Raw genomic sequence first — 17,250 nt, 5'->3', positions numbered from 1 at the left:
CAAAGGAGTTGCTCGGTTTTTAGCTTCCGCCATTTTTTAAGTGAGCTAGCCGTTGACGTCTTTTTTCAGCCATGTACTTATTCTTCATTTTGGGAAGAATACGCTCAAAGTCCTTATTATGCGCACGTTTCCAAGTAGTTTTATCTGCCGCATCAAACTGCTCCAAAAACAATAGCACTTCACGAACAAGTTGTGTTGGCGTACTTGCTCCGGCTGTAACTGCTACTTTTTTTGCGTCTTTGATCCACTCTATATCTAATTCCGTAATATCGGCAATTCGGTACGCCTTTGTGCCAGCTTTCTCTATCGAAACTTGGGCTAAACGAGCAGTATTATTACTTCTAGGATCGCCGACAACAATAGTGAGATCAGCACCTTTGGCTTGTACTGCGACAGCTTCTTGCCGCACTTGAGTGGCCATACATATTTCTTGATGTTGAATAGCTTTCGGGAATTTTTCTTTTATATAATCCATTAAATCAGCGACATCCCATTTGCTCATCGTTTTTTGGTTCGTCACAAAAATGTTATCGGAAAGTAATGAAAGAGCATCAATGTCTGCTTTTGTTTCTACTAGGTGAACAACATCAGGCGCTGTTCCGTATGCGCCTTCTGGTTCAGGATGTCCTTTTTTTCCTATATAAATAATTTCATAGCCAGCCGCTTGTTTTTCTAAAATTAAATTATAGGTATGAAGTACATCTGGGCAGGTTGCGTCGATTGTCGTTAAGCCTTTTGCTGCTGCCTTCGCTTTGACAGAAGGAGAGACACCATGTGCGGTAAATATAACCGTTCCAGTGGTTATTTTATCTAAAATTTCTTCTCGATTAGCGCCATCTACTGTATAAATACCAATGGATTCAAATGCATCAGTAACATGTTTATTATGAACAATCATACCTAAAATATGAATTGGTCGAGGCAAGTTCGGATCAAGTGATGCATTTTTAGCAATCACCATCGCATCGATGACTCCGTAGCAATAACCACGAGGAGATATTTTGATAATTTCCATTCGAAAACATCCTCATTTCTGTTTTAGATTCTTTATTTAGTATAATAGACTTAGCCTGTTTTGACAAAGTTGTCTTAACACGCGCACGAATGTCCAATTATGTGCTATAATGGCTACTAGGTATAGAACGGAGTGGAAATATTTTATGACGAAGAAATCAAGGTTTGACCAATTTGGCTTTCAACCTTTTATTGGACTTGCAATAGATAAATTAGGATTCTATGAGCCAACAGAAGTACAACAGAAGCTAATTCCAGGCATTTTAAAAGGGGAAAGTATCATTGGCCAATCTCAAACAGGTACAGGGAAAACCCATACTTTTATTTTGCCAATTATTAACAATGTGAATCCTGAAAAAGAGGCAGTACAAGCAGTTATTACGGCACCAAGTCGTGAGCTTGCTACTCAAATTTATAATGAAATTCGCAAAGTAACCAAATACAGTGAAAAAGAAATCGCTGTACAACTTGTTATTGGTGGCACAGACAAACAACGTGCGATTGATAAACTGAAAAAGCAACCACAAATCATTGTCGGAACGCCTGGTCGTATCAATGACTTAATTCGTGAGCAAGCGTTATTTGTTCATACTGCGAAAACGCTCGTTATTGACGAAGCAGATATGACACTTGATATGGGCTTCTTAAACGATGTCGACCATATTGCTGGAAAAATGCCGGCTAATTTACAAATGCTTGTTTTTTCCGCTACAATTCCGCAAAAATTAAAACCATTTTTAAGCAAATATATGGAAAATCCACGTTATGAGCATATTCAGCCAAAAGTGGCTGCTTCAAAAACAGTGGAACATCGCATTATGGCCACTCGTAGCCGTAATAAACTTGATTTACTTAAAAATGTTTTAGTTGGTTCACAGCCTTATTTAGCGATTGTTTTTACTAATACAAAAACAACAGCTGATGAAGTAGCAAACGGTTTAATCGAACGTGGGCTAAAAGTAGCGAAAATCCATGGTGATGTAAACCCTCGTGAACGTAAACGGACGATGAAACAAATCGAAAACTTAGATTATCAATATGTTGTTGCGACAGATTTAGCTGCTCGTGGTATTGATATTCAAGGAATTAGTCATGTCGTGAACTATGAGTTGCCCGATGACTTAGATTTCTACATTCACCGTACTGGTCGTACTGGTCGTGCCGGACATTCTGGTATTGCACTTACATTATTTGAACCAGCTGATGAAGACCGCTTAAACCAATTAGAAAAAATGGGAATCGAATTTAAGCACGTTGACTGGAAAAATAAAGAATTTGTTACACTTGAAGACCGCAACCGCCGTGCCAAACGTGAAGCGAAACGCGAAACAGCTGACCCTCGTGAAATCGGTATGCGTAAAAAAGCAAAACAAAAAGGTAAACCAAACTATAAAAAGAAAATTAACTACAAAATGAACGAAATCAAACGTCGTGAAAGACGGAAAAAACGATAAGTGAGGAATGAATTTATGCTAAGATTAGGTTCTCATGTATCAATGAGTGGTAAGAAAATGCTTCTTGGCGCAAGTGAAGAGGCAGCTTCTTATGGCTCAAATACGTTTATGATTTATACTGGCGCTCCGCAAAACACGCGTAGAAAGCCAATTGAAGAATTAAATATTGAAGCCGGCTTAGAACACATGAAAGCACATGATATGGCTGACATCGTCGTTCACGCGCCGTATATCATCAATATTGGCAATTCAGTGAAGCCAGAAACCTTTGAACTAGGTGTTAATTTCTTGCAATCTGAAATTGAACGTACGCGTGCGCTTGGTGCCAAGCAAATCGTACTTCATCCTGGCGCTCATGTTGGCGAAGGGGCAGACAAAGGGATTAAACAAATTATCCAAGGTCTTAACGAAGCATTAATACATGATCAAGATGTACAAATTGCTTTAGAAACAATGGCTGGAAAAGGTTCTGAATGCGGACGTACTTTTGAAGAAATTGCTCAAATTATTGATGGCGTAACGCATAATGAATTATTATCCGTTACTTTCGATACTTGTCACACACATGATGCTGGTTACGATATTGTAAATGATTTTGACGGGGTGTTAAATGAATTCGATAAAATTATCGGTGTTGATCGCTTAAAAGTGTTACATATCAATGATAGCAAGAACGAACGTGGTGCACATAAAGACCGACACGCTAACATTGGTTTCGGTCACATTGGCTTTGACGCACTTCATTATATTGTGCATCATCCGCAATTAGCGGACGTCCCGAAAATCCTTGAAACACCTTATGTTGGTGAAGATAAGGCATCGAAAAAAGCACCATATAAATGGGAAATCGCGATGTTAAGAAATGGCGAATTTGACCCAGATTTATTAAATAAAATCCAAAATAGTTAAAAAGGAGACGAAAATAATGACAAAAACACTTGTATTCGGTCATAAAAATCCAGATACAGATACGATTTGTTCTGCCATTAGTTACGCAGAATTAAAAAAAGCACAAGGAGCAGATATTGAAGCGGTTCGTTTAGGAGAGCTTAATAGTGAAACAGCTTTTGTTCTTGATTATTTCCAAGTAACAGCTCCACGCCTAGTTCAAACAGTTGCAAATGAAGTTTCTGAAGTTGCACTTGTTGATCATAATGAACGCCAACAAAGCGTAGACGATATTGACGATGTAACAGTTACAGCTGTAGTTGACCATCACCGTATCGCAAACTTCGAAACATCTGACCCACTTTATTACCGTGCTGAACCAGTTGGATGTACAACAACAATTCTTCTAAAAATGTTCCGCGAAAATGAAGTAGAAGTAAGTAAAACAGTTGCAGGTCTAATGCTTTCCGCAATTATTTCAGACACACTTCTTTTTCAATCGCCAACGTGCACGCAAGAAGACAAAGTAGCTGCTCAAAAATTGGCGCAGATTGCAGATGTTGATATTCAATCGTACGGCATGGAAATGCTAAAAGCAGGAGCAGATGTTAGCAAAAAAACAGTAGCTGAACTCCTACTTGATGCGAAAGAATTTAACATGAACGATAACAAAGTAGAAATTGCTCAAATCAATGTAGTGGACGTAAACGATGTGCTTAGCCGTCGCGCAGAAGTGGAAGCACTTATGACGCAAAATATTGTGGATAAAGGGCTTGATTTATATCTATTCGTCATCACTAATATCCTTACTAATGACTCTGTTGGAATCGCTATTGGTTCAAAAACAGCAGTCGTAGAAGAAGCATACGGTGTTAAATTTGTTGAAAACCAAGCACCACTTAAAGGCGTTGTATCTCGTAAAAAACAAGTTGTTCCAATTTTAACGGACACATTTGCTAAATAATTATATTAACCTGGAAAAGCTAAGCAACTTTTCCAGGTTTTCTTGTCTAATTTTTTAATTCGAAGTAATTACGATTTACATTTTCTCTATTATTTTATATACTAGTAAAAGCGGCTAGCAAATGCTGTCAAAGGAGAAACATGAATGAACAAAATCATAGAAGTAAATAATGTAAGCTATCATTATGATAAAGAACATGCCTTAGAAAACATTCATTTTCAAGTTGCAAAAGGCAGTTTTACTGGTTTAATTGGCCCTAATGGTTCAGGTAAATCAACTATGTTAAAGCTAATTCTTGGTGTACTCAAAAAACAACAAGGAAGCATCTCCTTATTTGGAGAAAAACAAGCAGATTTCAAAGACTGGGTCAAAATCGGCTTCGTTTCTCAAAAATCGAACGCCTTTAACTCCGCATTCCCAGCCACTGTGAAAGAAGTTGTCGCAAGCGGATTAACAAAGAAAAAAGGCTTATTTAAAACATTAAACAATAAAGATAAAGAAGACATCGATTACGCTTTAAAGCGAGTAGAAATGACAGATTATCTGCATCGCAACATCGGGGAGCTCTCTGGTGGCCAACAGCAACGCGTTTTTATTGCACGTGCGCTAGTTAGCAGACCAGAACTTTTAATTCTAGATGAGCCAACCGTTGGAGTGGATGTCGAAAATGTCAAAGCTTTTTATGAACTTTTGGCCGAATTAAACCGGACAGAAGAAATGACACTTTTACTCGTGACACATGATTTGATGGCAGTGAATACGTATGTCAATCATGTTATTAGCATTAATAAGCGTATTATTTTTGACGGTTCCGCACATGAATATCAACATTATTTGGCTGACCGCGAACTTGAAATATTAGCAGAACAGCGTAGAAGGGAGGATGCTTGCCTTGATTGCGACGCTTCTCCAGTATGATTTTATTCGTAATACATTTATTGTAGGACTTGTGATCGGTATTGTAGCTCCATTACTTGGAAGTTTTATCGTTGTTAGAAAACTTTCTTTAATGGCAGATGCACTGAGTCATGTGACGCTTGGTGGGATTGCAGTAAGTTTATTTTTAAGTAAAACTTATTTACCATTAGCTGCCCTTAATCCGTTATATCTTGGCTTTGGTTTTTCCGTTGTAGGATCTTTATTAATGGAAAAACTTCGCAACGTCTATAAGCATTTTGAGGAACTAGCAATTCCAATTATTATGTCGGCTGGTATGGGTTTCTCTGTTATTTTTATTTCCTTAGCAAATGGCTTTAATACAGATTTGTTTAGTTATTTATTTGGGAGTGTTAGTGCTGTTAGCCGCACGGATATGATTACAATTGTCGTTACTGCGATTATTGTATTTATCGTTATTTTATCTTTATATAAAGAACTATTTCTGTTATCATTTGATGAAGAATATGCCAAAGTTTCAGGTCTAAAAGCCAAAGTATTCGATGTTATATTTATGGTATTAGTCGCTCTTGTAATAGCGTCTTCTATGCGAATCGTTGGTATTTTACTTGTTTCGTCTTTAATGACATTGCCTGTTGCAGCAGCTATTCGTATTGCTAAAGGATTTAAACAAACCATTTTATTATCGATTTTATTTGGTGAAATTGCCGTTATCGGTGGTCTGTTTACCGCTTATTACTTGAATTTAGCGCCGGGTGGAGCCATCGTTATTATATCCGTGCTACTTTTAATCGTCACCATTTTATATCAAAAAATACGTCAAAAAATCTTAATTTCAAAACGAGGTGAGGAAAATGGGACTTACAGCAACTGAAGCACTCATGAAAATGAAGGAAAAAGGCTATAAACACACAGATAAACGTGAATTTCTAATTAACTTACTAGCGAGGAAAAATAAATATTTGACGGCAAAAGATGTCTTAGAAAATATGAAAGATGATTTCCCGGGAATAAGTTTTGATACTATTTACCGCAATCTCTCTTTATTTGTAGAATTAGGTATTTTTGAAGAAACAGATCTTTCTGGTGAACGCAATTTCCGTTTAGCTTGTACACACGAGCATCACCATCATCATTTTATTTGCATGAAATGTGGGAAAACAAAAGAAATTATGATGTGCCCAATGGATTTTTTAACCGAAGCTTTACCCGGTTACCAAATTGACGGTCATAAATTCGAGGTTTACGGCGAATGTCCAGAATGTTTACAAGCCTCTTAATAGCAAAAGGTCCGAATTCCGGGCCTTTTTTATTTTATGCGTAATGTTCACAGTTATTTCATATTTGTTTCTTATTCTGGACACTTTTTATCGCTAAAGTAAGAAGTAGCCGAAAGACGAAGGAGAGGAACAGTTTGACAAAATTAAAAAAAGTGATGATTTCCGTAATAGCAGCTACATTACTACTACTCGCTGGTTGTGGAAGCAGTGCTGTTGTTAAAACAGATGCAGGAAGTGTCACACAAGATGAGCTTTACGAAGCGATGAAAACGACTTATGGAAATGAGGTCGTGCAACAACTTACTTTCAAAAAAATCTTAGAAGATAAATACACCGTAACAGAAAAAGAAGTAAATGCAGAATACAAGAAATACGAAGAACAATACGGTGACTCATTTGAATCAACGTTATCCTCTAATAATTTAACAAAAACTTCTTTCAAAGAAAATTTAGAGTATAATTTACTTGTTCAAAAAGCAACAGAAGCAAACATGAATGTAAGTGAAAGCAAGCTAAAAACCTACTACAAAACTTGGGAACCAGATATTACTGTGCGCCATATTTTAGTAGACGATGAAGCTACAGCGAAAGAAATTCAAACGAAATTAAAAAATGGTGAAAAATTCACTGATTTAGCTAAAGAATATTCTACAGATACAGCAACTAGTACAAATGGTGGGCTTTTAGATCCATTTGGTCCCGGTGAAATGGACGAAACATTTGAAAAAGCAGCCTATGCATTAGAAAATAAAGATGATGTAAGTGGCATTGTGAAATCTACCTACGGATATCACTTGATCCAATTAGTGAAGAAAACAGAAAAAGGCACTTACGCTAAAGAAAAAGCAAACGTAAAAGCCGCATATATTGAATCTCAATTAACCACAGAAAATATGACAGCTGCACTCAAAAAAGAGTTAAAAGCTGCTAATATTGATATTAAAGATAGTGATTTAAAAGATGCATTTGCAGATTACACAAGTACATCTTCAACAAGTTCCACAACAACATCTAACTAATATTACTTCGGATCCACCTATACAAAAAGCCCTTTACTGGTTTTGATTCCCGTCAAAAACACACTCCAGTAAAGGGCTTTTCTATGCAAATAAACGAATCATTGCCATGGAAATAATTCCAATAATAACAATCCACATTAAATTTTTAGTCAAAATAGCTGTTAGAATGGTAGGAAGTGATGCGAGTAAATTCTCTATATTAATTCCTGGAAAACCATTTTCCCTTGTAATTAATAAACTTTGAACGAACAGCGCAGTGAGGATACAAAGGGGGACATACGATAAATAACGAATCACTACATCTGGAAGCTGTAATTTACGCACAAATATAAACGGCAAGACACGCGGTATAAACGTCACAAGTCCACATCCAACAATGACAAATAAAGTATAGGAACTTAACGCCATCTTTCTATAATCACTCCCATCAAACATCCGAGTAAGGTTGCAGTTAAAATAGCTAGTTCTGGCGTCATCACACGCATAAAGAGAATTAAAAATACAGCGACTAGTATCATGACGAACAAACTCGTACTTATTTTTTTGCTTTTATCACTCACTACTTGTAAATATAGCAAACCGATAAACATTGCAGACAACGCAAAGTCTAAACCAAATTGTTCTGGATTTGGGAGCCAGTTGCCAATAAATGCCCCAACGATACAAGCGACAATCCATGCCAAGTAGGCAGTTACATTTATTCCGTGCATCCATTTAGCACTAACAGGTTTTTTATTACCAATCTGATTCATCGAAACCCCAAACGTTTCATCCGTCAGAAGGGCACCAATCCCAATATTATTCCACAAAGAATACTTCTTAAAATGAGGAGCTTCCGCCATACTCATTAAAAAATGCCTTGAATTAATTAAAAAAGTAGTAAAAATGATTGCTGATATCGGACTTTGTAGTAATAACAAACCAGAAATAATAAATTGCGCCGCACCTGCATAAACGATAATCGCAAGTAGCGTCACTTCTAAAAGGCTTAAATGGGATGCTTTTCCTACTACTCCTGCAGCGATACCAATCCCAGCATAACCAAGGACGGTAGGAAGGCAGGCTCTAACACCATCATAAAAACTAAGCTCATTTTCTTTTTCCAACAAAAATCCCCCTTGAAACAAAAACCCCGATACGATTATCTAAGGCTTTCCAAATCTGTTTTCTTTTCAAAATATTCTTCTGCCAAAATATCAATTTCTTTCTTAAGTTCTTCTACCATAATGGCTTCTGGTACTTTTCGGATGATTTTACCATGTCTAAAAAGAAGGCCTTCTCCATTTGAACCAGCAATTCCGATATCTGCTTCGCGAGCTTCTCCGGGACCGTTGACCGCACAGCCAAGCACGGCTACTTTAATCGGAGCTTTAATCGTTGCTATGTAATTTTCCACTTCATTAGCGATACGAATCAAATCAATCTCTATTCGACCGCAAGTAGGGCAGGAGATAAGCATGGCGGCATTCGAGGAAAGGCCAAACGATTTTAAAACCTCCCGGGCCACTTTTATCTCTTCCACAGGATCAGCACTCAAAGATACCCGTAATGTATTTCCAATGCCCAAACTGAGTATCGCTCCTAAACCAGCAGCACTTTTTATTCCTCCAGCAAACTGCGTACCAGATTCTGTAATTCCAAGATGTAGAGGATAATTAAATGCGCGACTAGCTTTATCATAAGCTTCAATTGCTAAATTCACATCAGAAGCTTTCAAAGAAACAATGATATCATAAAAATCTAAATCTTCGAGAATTTTAATATGGGCAAGTGCACTTTCTACCATTCCTTCAGCAGTAGGGTAACCGTATTTTTGAATAATTTTCTTTTCTAAACTACCAGCATTAACCCCAATACGGATTGGAATATTTTTTGCTTTAGCAGCATTAACCACTTTTTCCACTCGATCACGGCGACCGATGTTACCAGGATTAATCCGGATTTTGTCAACACCTGCATCAATAGCTTTAAGTGCTAGTCGGTAATCAAAATGAATATCTGCCACAAGAGGAATATGAATCCTTTTCTTGATGGCACTAAGAGCATTGGCTGCACGCTCATCAGGACAAGCAACTCGCACAATCTGACAACCCACCTCTTCTAATCGGTGAATTTCCGCTACTGTTGCTTCGACATCATGTGTCTTTGTAGTAGTCATGCTTTGGATAGTTAATTCCTCACTACCACCAATAGTTAAATTACCTACTTGGACTGGCCGAGTGTTTTCGCGAAAGATTCTTTCATTCAAAGAGACCGCTCCTTTAGACTAGCTTTTATTTTTTATCATACCATTTTCATGAAACAAAATCACGTGAATGATGCCACAAAAAAGCCACCTGCGTGAGCAAGTGGCTATCATTTATTTCTCTAAAATTGTAGGCTCGCTTGGAGGAATTGAACGAATCGCAAGGAAAACAAAAATCATACTCACGACCATATTAATTTCCATTCCAAAAGGAACAATAATTTGTAAAGCTTCCATAATCATAGTGAAAACTGCTGCCAGGGTAATACTGTAAGAAGCAATCATCCAATTTTGGCGGAAGGCGATACCAGTTCGGCCAAATCCAGAAAGGATAAATCCGAAAAGTGCATACAGTGCTACTCGGAAGAAGACCGAGCCTAACGTAAAGATAAAGAGCACTAGTAAAGCAATTGGAATAAAGTATTTAGCTAAAGACTCAATCGAATTATATAAATGAACTAAATCTGACTTATCACTAATTCCTGCTGTGTCATAACTAACAGATTGCGAAACACCAGCTGCAGTAATATAAATACTATCTGAAAGAAAAGCTACCGCGCTATCATAAGAAGCGATTTTATTATCTACATCATCCTTATCCAGTGTTCCAGAAGCATCAAAATAAATATGTAGTTCATCTTGATCAATCGAGATAGGTATATTCTTTGCATTTTTATCTGTTAACACTAATTTGCCATCAGTCACTTTAAAATCGGGGATTTCATTGGTGATAGTTTCTTCGCCAACTTTAAGTGCATTTTTTGTTGTAATGTTTGTAAAATATGCTAATGGAAGGAATGTTACAAATGATAAAACAATAATGTACACGATACTTTTCCTAATTTTATCATTTCGAAACGATGCTATATCCGCAGGGGAGTATAAACTCTTCCAGAAGCGTTTAAAAATATTCATTCTTTTTTCAACACCTCGCCTAATGGTTTAACTTTTGAGTTTCAGGGAAAAAGATACATGTATGTGCAAAAGAACGTACTTTTTCCACCTAAACTTAATCATAGCTCGAAATGGTTGCAAAATCAATGTTGAAACATCACTGAGCAGAAAAATTGCAAGCATTTCAGGAGCATGGTAGGCTAAATGGTGTAAGAAGAAACTGTTTTTAAGGTTGATAGTAGTTCTATTGAAATAGGACATGAAACTTTTGCCTTATACGTCATTTCTTTTCACGTAAAAACAATACAAGGAGGAATTTTTAATGACTTACGAATTACCTAAATTACCTTATACTTATGATGCTTTGGAGCCGAATTTTGATAAAGAAACTATGGAAATTCACTATACAAAGCACCACAATACTTATGTGACAAAACTAAATGAAGCGGTTGCTGGTCATCCTGAACTTGCAAGCAAATCTGTGGAAGAATTAGTAGCTAACTTAGATAGCGTTCCTGAAGATATTCGCGGCGCTGTCCGTAACCACGGTGGCGGTCATGCTAACCATACATTATTCTGGTCTATTCTTAGCCCAAATGGTGGCGGCGCTCCAACTGGTAATTTAAAAGCAGCAATCGAAAGCGAATTCGGTACTTTTGACGAATTTAAAGAAAAATTCAATGCAGCTGCTGCAGCACGTTTTGGTTCTGGCTGGGCTTGGCTAGTAGTTAATGATGGCAAATTAGAAATCGTTTCTACAGCTAACCAAGATTCTCCACTAAGCGATGGCAAAACACCTGTTCTTGGCTTAGATGTTTGGGAACATGCTTACTACCTTAAATTCCAAAATCGTCGTCCTGAATATATCGACACATTTTGGAATGTTATTAACTGGGATGAAGCTAACAAACGTTTTGACGCAGCTAAATAATAATCACAAGACTCACTTCGGTGGGTCTTTTTTTATTTCTAATGAATTTCTAATGAACTTACAGTGGAAAAATCATGTTATTTCAGCTACAATAGGGAAAGGTATTATTGAAAAGTGAGGTAACTATGCGTGAAACTAAATTTTAGAAAAAAGAAAAAAGATTCCACTAAGAAGAAACGCGCCATCATTCCACTACGTTTAAATATTCTATTCTTTATTATTTTTATATTATTCTCCGTGTTAATTTTACGTCTTGGTATTGTTCAAATTGTGCAAGGGGATACGTACAAACGTCAATTAGAAGAAACAGATAACGTAACAGTTTCCAAAAACGTACCACGTGGTAGCATTTATGACCGAAATTACAATTTGCTGGTTGGTAATTCAGCGGTTAAATCTATTACTTACACACGTAGTCAACAAACACAGACTGCAGAAACTCTACATGTAGCCCAAACATTAGAAAAGCTAATTACTGTCGAGCCTGAAAAGTTAACTGACCGTGATTTGAAAGATTACTGGATTTTAACGCATCAAACCGAATCGCTAAACCGCTTATCAGCGAAAGAACAAGCGCTTGATTCATCTAAAGCCTACAAAATCCAAGTTGACAAAGTGACAAAAGAAGATATCGCTAGCTTGACCAGTGAAGACTTAAAAGTAGCAACCATCTATAAGAAAATGACAACTGGATATGCTATGACTGAATCTGTTGTGAAAAATAAAGATGTAACAGACGAAGAAATCGCACGTGTCAGTGAAAATATGGACAGTTTACCTGGTGTAGATACTACTACAGACTGGAATCGTTATTACACATATGATGAAACTTTACGCTCAATTTTAGGTTCTGTTTCCACAGCTAAAGAAGGTCTACCAAAAGACAAAGCGGAATACTACTTATCTCAAGGATATAGTCGTAATGATCGCGTTGGTAAAAGCTATCTAGAAGCTCAATATGAAAGTGTGCTCGCTGGATCAAAATCTCAATCAGAAAGCGTACTTGATTCTAAAGGTAATATTATTGAAACTGTCAACAAATACGAAGGCTCCAAAGGGAAAGATTTAGTTCTTTCTGTTGATGTTGAATTTCAAAAAGCAGTAGAAGAAATTCTCAAAAAAAACATCAAACAAGGTAAACAATATGCTGGTTCAGATTTATTTGACCGCGCATTCGTTGTTGCCATGGATCCATATTCTGGAGAAGTCCTTGCATTAGCAGGACAGAAACTAAATGACAAGGGCGAGTTTGAAGATTATTCCCTTGGTACATTTACAACTGCCTACGCAATGGGCTCTGCTGTCAAAGGTTCTACTATCCTTGGTGGTATTATGGACGGTGCTATTACAAACAAAACTGTTTTCACTGACCAACCAATTGTACTAAAAGGAACAAAACCAAAGAGCTCATGGTTTAACAGAACCGGAGCTGGTAATAGACCACTTGACCCTGTAGGAGCTTTAGAAATTTCTTCTAACTCCTATATGTACCAAGTTGCAATGAAAATGGGTGGCGCAAACTATGTACCAAACGGACCTCTTAGAGCACCACTTAGCACCTTTGACGATATGCGTTACTACTACAACCAATTCGGTCTAGGTGTAAAAACTGGCATCGACCTTCCAGGTGAACAAACTGGTTATAAAGGGGACGACCAAACAATCGGTAAAATTCTCGATTTCGCTATCGGACAATATGACTCCTACACACCACTTCAAATGGCTCAATATGTTTCTACTATTGCCAATGGGGGCTCAAGAATCGCTCCTAGTATGGTAAAAGAAATTAGAAATCCAAGTACTAATGGTGACTCTGTCGGAACACTTGCAACAGCTAATGAACCAAAAGTATTAAATAAAATCGGTGTTTCTGAAAGTGATATCAAAACAGTACAACAAGGCTTCTATGAAGTAACACATGGTTCAACAGGTACCGCAAGAACTGTTTTCACTTCAAGTGATTACGATGTCGCTGGTAAAACAGGCACCGCAGATGCGTTCTATGATGGACCAAAAGAAGGTAACAAAATGGCCAGTGTTTGGAATACAACATTCGTCGGTTATGCGCCAGTGGAAAAACCGGAAATAGCAATTTCCGTTGTTGTTCCTTGGATTTATCGTCCATATGGTACGGACCAAAAAACAAATATGAAAATCTCCAAAGAAGTATTCGACAAATACTTCGAACTTAAAAAAGAACGCTCTGAATCGAAAAAAGATACTTCAAAAGTAGAACAACCAATTAACAACAAAGAAGCTGCTGCGAAAGCACAATCAGAACAAACCGAAAATTAATCAAAAACCACTTTCATTTATTTGGAAGTGGTTTTTTTATTTCAAACTAACAAACAATTTAAAAAAATAGTTGCTAATGCGTAGAAAAAACTGCGAAAAGGCTTTGTTTATGGTATGATAAAGTAAGTGTAAAATTAACCAGATTTCTGTTTTTAGGCAGGAATACGAGGATTAAATTGAAGGAGGAATTGTAAACTATGACAAAAAGCTATCATGTCGCAGTTGTAGGTGCAACTGGTGCAGTTGGTACCCAAATGATTGAATTACTAGAAGAGGCGGCGACTTTTAAGATAAAGCAAGTTTCATTCTTGTCTTCTATTCGTTCTGCTGGAAAAAAACTATCCTTCCGTGGTGAAGAAGTAACTATTCAAGAAGCCACACCTGAAAGTTTTGAAGGCGTAGATATCGCTTTATTTAGCGCTGGTGGTTCTGTATCGAAAGCACTTGCGAAAGAAGCAGTTAAACGTGGAGCTATCGTTATTGATAACACGAGTGCATATCGTATGGATCCAACAGTTCCTTTAGTCGTTCCAGAAGTGAATGAAAAAGCACTTTTCTCACATAAGGGTATTATTGCTAATCCTAACTGTTCCACTATTCAGATGGTAGCAGCCCTCGAACCGATTCGAGAAGCATTCGGCTTAAATCGTATTATTGTTTCCACTTATCAAGCTGTTTCTGGCTCTGGTGTAAGCGCGATTCAAGAATTAAAAGATGGTAGCAGAGCAGTTTTAGATAACAAAGAATTCACTCCACAAATCATGCCCGTTAAAGGGGACAAAAAACATTATCCAATTGCTTTTAATGCATTGCCACAAATTGACGTTTTCACAGAGAATGACTATACATACGAAGAAATGAAAATGATCAATGAAACAAAAAAAATCATGGAAGACAACACAATAAAAGTTTCTGCTACGTGCGTTCGTATCCCAGTAGTTAGCGGACACTCTGAAAGTGTTTATATCGAAGTGGATAAAGAAGGCATAACTGCTAAAGAAATCCAAAATGAACTAAAAAACGCACCTGGTATTGTCCTAGAAGATGACCCAGCAAATCAAGTTTACCCACAAGCTGTTCAAGCTGCAGGTAAGAAGGAAGTCTTCGTTGGTCGTATTCGTGCTGACATTGACGATCCTAAAGGTTTTCATATGTGGATTGTTTCTGACAACTTACTAAAAGGTGCCGCATGGAATTCGATTCAAATAGCTGAAAGTTTAGTTAAACTAGCGATTATTTAGAGGTGTAAGTAATGAAAATTATTGTCCAAAAATTTGGCGGAACATCCGTACAAAATGAAAAATCACGTTTGATGGCATTCAATCATATCAAACAAGTACTAAAAGAAGGATATAAAGTTGTTGTTGTCGTTTCAGCCATTGGTAGATACGGAGATCCTTATGCGACAGACACACTATTAGAACTTATTGGTGCTAAAAATACAAAGCTAACAGCAAGAGAACAAGATACTTTACTCTCTGTAGGCGAAACTATTTCAGCATCTGTATTTACCAATATGTTAAAAGAAGCAAATATTAAAGCAGAGGCGTTTTCTGGTGGTCAAGCAGGCATCATTACATCAGACGACCATTTAAATGCAAAAATCACAGAAGTGGATACAGCTCGTTTGAAAGATGCATTAACGAACCTTGATGTAGCTGTAGTTGCTGGCTTCCAAGGTATTACTGCAAATGGGGATATTTCCACATTAGGACGCGGAGGAAGTGATACATCCGCAGCGGCTCTAGGAGTTTCGTTACAAGCAGACTATATTGATATCTTTACAGATGTAGATGGAATGATGACAGCCGATCCACGTATTGTAGAACACGCACGTTCACTTCCACAAGTAAGCTATAACGAAGTAAGTAATATGGCTTACCAAGGAGCAAAAGTTATCCATCCACGTGCAGTCGAAATCGCGATGACAGCAAAAATCCCTATGCGAATCCGTTCTACTTATTTGGAAAGCACTGGAACACTTGTTACTTCATTAACCAATGATTCAGATCATTTTGACGTGAAAGAACGAATAGTAACCGGTGTAGCACATGTAACCAATTTAACACAAATATCCGTACAAACAGATACGGTAAAAGCGCAACAACTCGCTTTTAAAATATTAGCAGATGCAGGAATCAGCCTTGATTTCATTAACATCTCTACCAACTCTGTCATTTTTACGGTGCCAGAAGAAAAATCTCATGTAGTAAAACAACTATTAGAAGATGCAGACTTACAAACAACTGTACGACAAGCTTGTGCGAAAGTTTCTATTGTTGGCGCCGGAATCACAGGCGTTCCCGGTGTTACTGCAAAAATCGTTGGCGCATTATCTGAAAAAAATATCCCTATTTTACAATCAGCGGATAGTCATACTACTATTTGGGTATTAGTAAAAGAAGAGGACTTAATTTCAGCAGTCAATGCCCTTCATGACGTATTTTGTTTGGAAATTAAGTAAGGAGGAAATGAAAGATGGATTTAGGGAAAGTAATTACAGCAATGGTGACACCAATTCACCCAGAGAAAGATAAAGTATGCAAAAAAAGAATTCATCATCTCGTGAATCACTTAATCAAAAATGGCTCAGACGGTTTAGTAATCGCTGGAACAACTGGCGAATCTCCAACTTTATCCCATGATGAAAAAATAAAATTATTCCGCCAAGTAATTGAAACAAATGACGGACGTGCAAAATTAATTGCTGGAACAGGCTCCAATAACACAGCTGAAACAATTGCTTTTACAAAAGAAGTTGCTGAACTCGGTGGAATTGACGCTGTTTTAATCGTTGCACCGTATTACAATAAACCAAATCAAGATGGGTTATACGCGCACTTTGCTGCGGTTTCTGAAGCTTCTGATTTACCTGTAGTTATCTATAATATTCCGGGTCGTAGTGTGGTTAATATCGAGCCAGAAACAATTATCCGCCTAGCAAAATTACCTAATATTGTTGGTGTAAAAGAATCTAGCGGTAACTTGGATAATATAAGTAAAATCATTGCTGAAACCTCAGACGATTTCCAAGTATACAGTGGGGATGATAGCTTAACTTTACCAATCCTTGCAGTTGGTGGAAACGGCGTTATTTCTGTTGCTAGCCATGTTGTAGGAAATGAAATGCAAGAAATGATTCAAGCATTTGAGCGTGGAGAAGTTCAAAAAGCTGCTCAAATCCACCGAGAATTATTGCCACTCATGAACGGTTTATTCTCTGTACCAAACCCAGCACCGACAAAATATTTACTCAATCAACAAGGCATTAGCGTTGGGCCTGTAAGACTACCACTTGTAGATTTGAATGCTGAACAAGGAACGAAATTACAAGCTATATTAGAAGGACTTTCTAAATAGTTCAAAGGA

The 17,250-nt window shown here is 37.3% G+C and carries 17 protein-coding genes; 12 read left to right on the top strand and 5 right to left on the bottom strand.

What is annotated here, in order from left to right; translation table 11 throughout:
- Window positions 1–19: 19 nt before the first annotated feature.
- Window positions 20–1,015 carry a 4-hydroxy-3-methylbut-2-enyl diphosphate reductase gene (locus LMOATCC19117_RS07335; protein WP_014929061.1) on the bottom strand — a complete coding sequence of 332 codons (996 nt, stop codon included), beginning with the start codon at window positions 1,013–1,015 and terminating at the stop codon, window positions 20–22.
- Window positions 1,016–1,160: 145 nt separating this feature from the next.
- On the opposite strand from LMOATCC19117_RS07335, the gene cshB reads away from it, so the two are divergent.
- From cshB to LMOATCC19117_RS07300, 7 genes are all read left to right on the top strand, one after another.
- Window positions 1,161–2,468 (top strand): DEAD-box ATP-dependent RNA helicase CshB, encoded by a 1,308-nt coding sequence (gene cshB / locus LMOATCC19117_RS07330; protein WP_003725392.1) that lies wholly within the window; start codon window positions 1,161–1,163, stop codon window positions 2,466–2,468.
- A 15-nt stretch (window positions 2,469–2,483) separates the two neighbouring features.
- Window positions 2,484–3,377 carry a deoxyribonuclease IV gene (locus tag LMOATCC19117_RS07325; protein WP_003725391.1) on the top strand — a complete coding sequence of 298 codons (894 nt, stop codon included), beginning with the start codon at window positions 2,484–2,486 and terminating at the stop codon, window positions 3,375–3,377.
- Window positions 3,378–3,393: 16 nt separating this feature from the next.
- The gene (locus LMOATCC19117_RS07320; protein WP_003725390.1) at window positions 3,394–4,320 is read left to right on the top strand and encodes a manganese-dependent inorganic pyrophosphatase; all 927 of its coding nucleotides are present in this window, start codon (window positions 3,394–3,396) and stop codon (window positions 4,318–4,320) included.
- 144 nt (window positions 4,321–4,464) lie between these two features.
- Entirely contained in the window at window positions 4,465–5,238 is a 774-nt protein-coding gene (gene zurA, locus LMOATCC19117_RS07315; protein WP_003725389.1) for a zinc ABC transporter ATP-binding protein ZurA, read from the top strand.
- A complete protein-coding gene (zurM, locus tag LMOATCC19117_RS07310) occupies window positions 5,213–6,091 on the top strand; it encodes a zinc ABC transporter permease ZurM (protein ID WP_003740994.1) in 879 nt (292 codons plus the stop codon). Before zurA ends, zurM begins: the two co-directional genes overlap by 26 nt.
- Window positions 6,072–6,497 carry a transcriptional regulator ZurR gene (gene zurR / locus LMOATCC19117_RS07305; RefSeq protein ID WP_003721950.1) on the top strand — a complete coding sequence of 142 codons (426 nt, stop codon included), beginning with the start codon at window positions 6,072–6,074 and terminating at the stop codon, window positions 6,495–6,497. Before zurM ends, zurR begins: the two co-directional genes overlap by 20 nt.
- Window positions 6,498–6,631: 134 nt before the next feature.
- A complete protein-coding gene (locus LMOATCC19117_RS07300) occupies window positions 6,632–7,516 on the top strand; it encodes a peptidylprolyl isomerase (RefSeq protein WP_003727435.1) in 885 nt (294 codons plus the stop codon).
- Between the two features lie 81 nt (window positions 7,517–7,597).
- Here LMOATCC19117_RS07300 and LMOATCC19117_RS07295 read toward each other — a convergent pair whose 3' ends face one another.
- From LMOATCC19117_RS07295 to LMOATCC19117_RS07280, 4 genes are all read right to left on the bottom strand, one after another.
- Window positions 7,598–7,924, bottom strand: coding sequence for an AzlD domain-containing protein (locus LMOATCC19117_RS07295; protein ID WP_003725386.1), 327 nt, complete (start codon window positions 7,922–7,924; stop codon window positions 7,598–7,600).
- Complete coding sequence (locus LMOATCC19117_RS07290) at window positions 7,915–8,622, bottom strand: AzlC family ABC transporter permease (protein ID WP_003731380.1); 708 nt, start codon at window positions 8,620–8,622, stop codon at window positions 7,915–7,917. The genes LMOATCC19117_RS07295 and LMOATCC19117_RS07290 overlap by 10 nt, the downstream gene beginning before the upstream one ends.
- 35 nt (window positions 8,623–8,657) lie before the next feature.
- Window positions 8,658–9,764, bottom strand: coding sequence for a flavodoxin-dependent (E)-4-hydroxy-3-methylbut-2-enyl-diphosphate synthase (ispG, locus tag LMOATCC19117_RS07285; protein WP_003734589.1), 1,107 nt, complete (start codon window positions 9,762–9,764; stop codon window positions 8,658–8,660).
- A 111-nt stretch (window positions 9,765–9,875) separates the two neighbouring features.
- A complete protein-coding gene (locus LMOATCC19117_RS07280; protein ID WP_003727438.1) occupies window positions 9,876–10,676 on the bottom strand; it encodes a DUF1189 domain-containing protein in 801 nt (266 codons plus the stop codon).
- A gap of 301 nt (window positions 10,677–10,977) precedes the next feature.
- On the opposite strand from LMOATCC19117_RS07280, the gene LMOATCC19117_RS07275 reads away from it, so the two are divergent.
- The 5 genes from LMOATCC19117_RS07275 (at window position 10,978) to dapA (ending at window position 17,241) form a co-directional block, all read left to right on the top strand.
- Window positions 10,978–11,586 carry a superoxide dismutase gene (locus LMOATCC19117_RS07275; RefSeq protein WP_003725382.1) on the top strand — a complete coding sequence of 203 codons (609 nt, stop codon included), beginning with the start codon at window positions 10,978–10,980 and terminating at the stop codon, window positions 11,584–11,586.
- Window positions 11,587–11,715: 129 nt separating this feature from the next.
- Window positions 11,716–13,881, top strand: a complete 2,166-nt coding sequence (locus LMOATCC19117_RS07270; RefSeq protein WP_003725381.1) for a peptidoglycan D,D-transpeptidase FtsI family protein — start codon at window positions 11,716–11,718, stop codon at window positions 13,879–13,881.
- 197 nt (window positions 13,882–14,078) lie between these two features.
- Window positions 14,079–15,122 carry an aspartate-semialdehyde dehydrogenase gene (locus LMOATCC19117_RS07265; protein WP_003725380.1) on the top strand — a complete coding sequence of 348 codons (1,044 nt, stop codon included), beginning with the start codon at window positions 14,079–14,081 and terminating at the stop codon, window positions 15,120–15,122.
- Between the two features lie 11 nt (window positions 15,123–15,133).
- Window positions 15,134–16,345 (top strand): aspartate kinase, encoded by a 1,212-nt coding sequence (dapG, locus tag LMOATCC19117_RS07260; protein WP_003734587.1) that lies wholly within the window; start codon window positions 15,134–15,136, stop codon window positions 16,343–16,345.
- A 14-nt stretch (window positions 16,346–16,359) separates the two neighbouring features.
- Window positions 16,360–17,241 carry a 4-hydroxy-tetrahydrodipicolinate synthase gene (gene dapA / locus LMOATCC19117_RS07255; protein WP_003725378.1) on the top strand — a complete coding sequence of 294 codons (882 nt, stop codon included), beginning with the start codon at window positions 16,360–16,362 and terminating at the stop codon, window positions 17,239–17,241.
- Window positions 17,242–17,250: the final 9 nt, after the last annotated feature.

The organism is Listeria monocytogenes ATCC 19117 (assembly GCF_000307025.1).
Classification (GTDB): Bacteria; Bacillota; Bacilli; order Lactobacillales; family Listeriaceae; genus Listeria; species Listeria monocytogenes_B.
Note: the sequence above shows the minus strand (reverse complement) of the source record. Positions and strands in the feature narration are given on the sequence as shown.

Bases quoted from the DNA above. Each gene is read 5' to 3' on its own strand.
- LMOATCC19117_RS07335 (WP_014929061.1), bottom strand. From the start codon at position 1,015: ATGGAAATTATCAAAATATCTCCTCGTGGTTATTGCTACGGAGTCATC.
- cshB (WP_003725392.1), top strand. From the start codon at position 1,161: ATGACGAAGAAATCAAGGTTTGACCAATTTGGCTTTCAACCTTTTATT.
- LMOATCC19117_RS07325 (WP_003725391.1), top strand. From the start codon at position 2,484: ATGCTAAGATTAGGTTCTCATGTATCAATGAGTGGTAAGAAAATGCTT.
- LMOATCC19117_RS07320 (WP_003725390.1), top strand. From the start codon at position 3,394: ATGACAAAAACACTTGTATTCGGTCATAAAAATCCAGATACAGATACG.
- zurA (WP_003725389.1), top strand. From the start codon at position 4,465: ATGAACAAAATCATAGAAGTAAATAATGTAAGCTATCATTATGATAAA.
- zurR (WP_003721950.1), top strand. From the start codon at position 6,072: ATGGGACTTACAGCAACTGAAGCACTCATGAAAATGAAGGAAAAAGGC.
- LMOATCC19117_RS07295 (WP_003725386.1), bottom strand. From the start codon at position 7,924: ATGGCGTTAAGTTCCTATACTTTATTTGTCATTGTTGGATGTGGACTT.
- LMOATCC19117_RS07280 (WP_003727438.1), bottom strand. From the start codon at position 10,676: ATGAATATTTTTAAACGCTTCTGGAAGAGTTTATACTCCCCTGCGGAT.
- LMOATCC19117_RS07275 (WP_003725382.1), top strand. From the start codon at position 10,978: ATGACTTACGAATTACCTAAATTACCTTATACTTATGATGCTTTGGAG.
- LMOATCC19117_RS07265 (WP_003725380.1), top strand. From the start codon at position 14,079: ATGACAAAAAGCTATCATGTCGCAGTTGTAGGTGCAACTGGTGCAGTT.
- dapG (WP_003734587.1), top strand. From the start codon at position 15,134: ATGAAAATTATTGTCCAAAAATTTGGCGGAACATCCGTACAAAATGAA.
- dapA (WP_003725378.1), top strand. From the start codon at position 16,360: ATGGATTTAGGGAAAGTAATTACAGCAATGGTGACACCAATTCACCCA.